General features: G+C 69.3%; 2 protein-coding genes. Both read left to right on the forward strand.

The window, feature by feature from the left end; all coding sequences use genetic code 11:
• Positions 1–346, forward strand: a 346-nt coding sequence (locus OF850_RS23255; protein ID WP_301592788.1) for a PDZ domain-containing protein, incomplete at its 5' end; no start/stop codon positions are given.
• 30 nt (positions 347–376) lie between these two features.
• Positions 377–4,405 (forward strand): YhdP family protein, encoded by a 4,029-nt coding sequence (locus OF850_RS23260; protein ID WP_301592790.1) that lies wholly within the window; start codon positions 377–379, stop codon positions 4,403–4,405.
• Positions 4,406–4,782 lie beyond the last annotated feature (377 nt).

Genomic DNA, 4,782 nt, shown 5'->3' on the forward strand with positions numbered 1-4,782 from the left:
CAGCCTGGGTGCGCCGCCTGACCGGCGCGAGGTCGCCGCCCGCGGTGGCCAGCGGCCGGCGCGCGAGCCGGGCGCGGGCGCGCTGGGCTTGGCCCTGGGGCCGCGGCAGGGCGGGGGCGAGGGCGCGTCGGTGACGCGCGTCGCGCCCGAGAGTGCGGCGGCCGAGCGCGGCCTGCAGCCGGGCGACGTGATCCTTCGTGTCGGCAACCAGGAGATCAAGGGACCGGGCGACGTCGTGGCGGCGGTCGAGGCCGCGCGCCAGGCGGGGCGGCCTGTGGTCGCGCTGCAGATCCAGCGCGGCGAGGCCAGCAGCTTCATTGCTGTTCCCCTGCGGCAGCAGGGCTGACAGACAGGGTGCGAAAAGGAGCGGACTGCCATGGCGACCCTGCGGCGTGCAGCCATCGTCTCGCTGGCAGCCCTGCTCCTTGCTCTTGGCGTCCTGATCTGGCGGCTCTCTGCAGGCCCTGTCTCCATGCCTGCGCTGCTGCCCTACATGGAATCGGCGCTCGATCCGGTAGGCCCTCAGCGGATCGAAATTGGCGGTGTGCGGATCGGTTGGAAGGTGTGGAGTGAAGGCGGCCTGGCTCCGGTGCAGGTTCTCCTCTTGCGTGTCCGCCTGCTCGGAGTGGAAGGCGAGGAGCTTGCGCGGCTTCCGGAGGCCCGCCTTGCCCTCGCGCCGCTGCCCCTGGTCACGGGCCGCGCCGTCCCGCGCAAGGTCAGCCTGCACGAACCGATCCTCAGGCTCGACTTGCAGGCAGAAGGGCTCGGCCTGGCTCGGACGCGCGGTGATGGCGACGCAGGGCCCGAGCTTCGCGAGCTGACTCGCGTCGCCATCCAGAACGGCCGGGTTGAGTTTGTTCAGGAGGCGGGGCCTCCGCTGGCGCTGCGGAACGTTGCATTGGACCTTGCGCGCGGCCCTGTAGGTGCCTTGACGGGACAGGCGGAGGCTGAGCTTGCCGCTGGCGACGAGACCACCCAGCTTCGCCTGACCGTCGAAGGCCAAGCCGGGGCGCTACGCCTGGAACTCCTTGCGCCTCAGCTGCCTGCCGGCGCGCTAGCCCGGGCCCTGCATCCGAGCTTTGCGGAAAGCTCAACCGGAAGCGAGGCGAGGGCCGATCTGGTCGTCCGCGCCGTGCTGGACGGTGAATTCATGCCCCGGACGGCGGAGGCGACGCTGGAGGTTGGCGAGACGGCACTTCCGCTCGGGGAGGTGGGCCACCTCCCCATTGCTGGGCTGCGTGCCGAGGTCGCGGCCGAGGGAAGTGGGCTTCGCCTTCGCAGCCTGATGCTGCGTCTGCCGCCTGGCCCTGGGGCAGAAGCGGGACCCACTCTCACCGCCGGAGGTACAGCGCAGCTCACGGACGGGGCTTGGCACGCGGAATTGGAGATCGGGCTCGAGCAACTCCACCTCGCCGGCCTCGGAACGTGGTGGCCCGAAGGGCTTGCCCCGGCTGCCCGAGACCGGGCCTTACAGAACCTGCTCGCGGGGGAGATCCGGGACGGGACATGGCACCTGTCCCTCGTCGCCGCGAACGACCTGTCCGAGTTCCGGCTTGAGGATCTCTCGGGCCAAGCTCAGCTGACGAATGTCGGCCTCCGGTGGCACCCTGGCGCGTTGCCGCTGAACGGCGTGTTCGGCACGGTGATCTTCTCTCGGGAGGCGGTCGTGCTTGCGGGGGCGGAGGGGCACCAGGCCGGAACCGACATCCACCTGGAGGCCGTACGGCTTCGCCTCGCTGACCCAGGCTCCGAGGGATTGCGGGCGGCCGTGTCCGGACGGATCGTCGGGTCGGTGTCCGACGCCTGGGCCCTCCTGCGGGACCCGCAGCTTGAGCTGCTTCTCCCCGGCGCGCCCTCGGCTTCCAAACCCTCAGGAAGCTTCTCCACGGAGATCACGGCGACGTTTCCTCTGACGCGCGGGGATCCTGCCCAGCCGGTGGAAGCGGAGGCCGAAGTGGCGTTCGCGGCAGGCGGTGAGCCCATGCCGGTCCGCGTCACGGCCCATGGGACGCTGGAGCGCCTTCGTGTTTCGCTCGCTGCGCCCCGGCTCGACCCTGCGGTGATACAGCGCGTGCTGGCTCCTCTGGGGGCGCTGCCCACATTCGAGGGCGAGGTGGCGCTCGCCCTGGATGCGACCCTGGGTCCAGATTTTGTGCCACTTGTGGCGGAGGGTGTGATTGAGGCCGGGCCCGGCACCTTGCACCCGGAGGGCGCCGGGCCGGTGCGCTTCTCCGCCCTGCGGCTCGAGGTTGGCGCAGAAGGTCGCGCGATGCATCTGCGGAAGTTCATGGTGTCACTGGCCCCATCTGCTACGGAGGCAGAGACCGGGCCAATCATCACAGCGCAAGGCCAAGCACGTCTCCTCTCCGGGGCATGGCGCGCGACGGCTGATCTCGAACTCGACCGCGCACCGCTTGCCGCGCTGGAGACGTGGTGGCCGACGGGTCTTGCTCCCGCAGCCCGCTCCTGGGTCGCGGAGAACCTGGTCGGTGGTGTTGTCCGCAACGGGCGCTGGCGCCTTGTCGGCACGGCAAAGGACGAACTCTCTGATGCGCGCCTCGTCTCGCTGGAGGGGCAGGCGACGCTGGAGGAGGTTGGCATCCGCTGGCACCCGGCCCTTCGGCCGGTGCGGGGGCTGTTCGGCACGGCGCGCTTTGAGACGGAGGCGATTGTCGTTATCGCTTCTGGTGGACAGCAAGAGGGGTCTGGGCTGCGCCTACCCGAAGCCCGGCTTCGGCTGACCGGCCTTGGCGCGGGGCCGACGCGGGCGGAGATCAGCGGGCGCGCCGTTGGACCTGTTTCCGACCTCTGGGCGCTGCTGCGCGAGCCGCGGCTCCGCTTGCTGGAGGGGCGCAGCCTGCCGATCCGCAACCCGACGGGAAGCATTGCCGCCGAAATCCGCGCCACCGTGCCGCTGGCCGGGCCTTCGGCGGCGCGCGACCCCTCCTACAACGTCTCCGCGCGGGTCACCGACCTACGCCTTCCCGACGTCGCGCTCGGCCGGGGTCTCCATGACGGCAATTTCGAGGTGACTGTGGATGGGGACGGGGTGAAGGCCGAGGGTCGCGCGCACCTTGGCGACATCTCGCTGCGCGGCAACCTTGCCCTCGCTTTCGCTGGCCCAGGTCCTGCGCTGCAGATTACCGCGACGACGCGGGTCGCGGCTGCACGGATGACCGAGTTCGGCCTTGACCCTGGCTCCATGCTCGAGGGTCCGGTCGGCCTGACCCTGCACTACAACGGTGGCGACGGGAGCGACCGCCTGGGAATCCGCGCCGATCTTTCTGCTGCGGAGATCGCGCTGCCGCAGATCGGTTACGCGAAGCCTTCTGGGACAGCAGCGGCGGCCGATGCTTCGCTGGTCCTCGAGGATGGTGGGATCGGATCCATCGAGAGTGCCTCCCTCGACGCGCCGGGGCTTCACATTCGCGGCCGCGCGCCGGAGGGGCTCGACGGTCCGATCGAGGTGGAAGAGGCGCGGTTCGGCGAGACTCATCTCTCCGCCACGCTTGAGCAGCAGGCAGAGGGGTGGCGGGTCGCTCTGCGCGGCGCCTCGCTCGACCTGCGCCCCTTCCTTGGGGGCGGAGGGGGCGGGGCGGGCGGTGGAAGCGGGTCATCCTTGCCGCCAGTGGAACTGGAGGCACGGTTCGATCAGGTTCTCGTTCCAAACGATTTCGGTCCGCTGCATGAGGTCACGGCCCAGGCGAGCTTCGCCGCGGGCGGGGACCTGCGCTCCGCCCGCGTGAACTCCGGCGGCTCCGGAGGCTTGTCGGCCGCGGTCGCGCCGCGTCCCGGTGGCGGGTGGGCCATCGAGGCGCAGGCCACCGACGCGGGGGCGGCCCTGGCCGCCTTCGGCCTCGGCGTGCGTGTCGAGGGCGGGCAGTTGAACCTGTCGGCTGTGCAGGAGGGTGGGCCCGGTGGCCCGATCGTTGGCACAGCCGAACTTGAGAATTTCGCGCTCCGTGACGCGCCTGCCGGGGCGAAGCTGCTCCAAGCTATCACGGTCTTCGGCCTGCTCGACGCGCTCAGCGGACCTGGACTGAACTTCGCACAGCTCCACCTTCCCTTCCGCTACGCGGGAGGAGTGATTGATATAGGCGAGGCGCGGGCTTTCTCGGCCTCCTTGGGGATCACAGCAACGGGGCAGGTGAATCTCAACGAGAATGTGCTCGACCTGCGCGGCACGATCGTGCCCGCCTACATCATCAACTCGTTGCTTGGGCACTTGCCGCTGGTTGGACGCCTGTTCAGTCCAGAGGCTGGCGGAGGGCTGTTCTCGGCCGCTTTCACGGCGAGCGGCCCAATCAGCGACCCCTCCATCAACATCAACCCATTGAGCGCAGTGACGCCAGGCTTCCTGCGAGGGCTGTTCGATCTGGACGATGAGGACGCGCCGCAGCGGTAACCATGAGGCATGTGATGTGAGAATAAAGACGCTGCCATGCCCTGCGAAGCGCCAGGAGTCCCATCAAGCTCAAGCCTGCACAGCCCGACTGCCGCACCGTTCCGTGCTCGATGCGCGCCATCACTGCCGCTACCGAACAAGAGCTTCTTACCTCGCCGCAGTCCTAGGCGTCGCAGTCCATCATCGATCCCAATGCTCTTCGGGGCAGGTTCCGAAAGGCACTTTGAATTGGGGCGCGCCCCTCCTGCTGGTGCGGTGGCCTAGAGCACGTTCCGCCCGAGCTGATTCGCGAAAGCGCTTCCCCGACGCGGGGGTGATCTGATTCACCCTTCCTGCTGAGTGGAGACAGAAAGGCATGGCGAAAACCTTGTCGGAGG

The sequence above is a fragment of the Sabulicella glaciei genome (assembly GCF_026183895.1).
Lineage (GTDB): Bacteria > Pseudomonadota > Alphaproteobacteria > Acetobacterales > Acetobacteraceae > Roseococcus > Roseococcus glaciei.

What these genes read in the sequence shown, in the direction of transcription:
- OF850_RS23260 (WP_301592790.1), top strand. Translation starts at nt 377, where the DNA reads ATGGCGACCCTGCGGCGTGCAGCCATCGTCTCGCTGGCAGCCCTGCTC.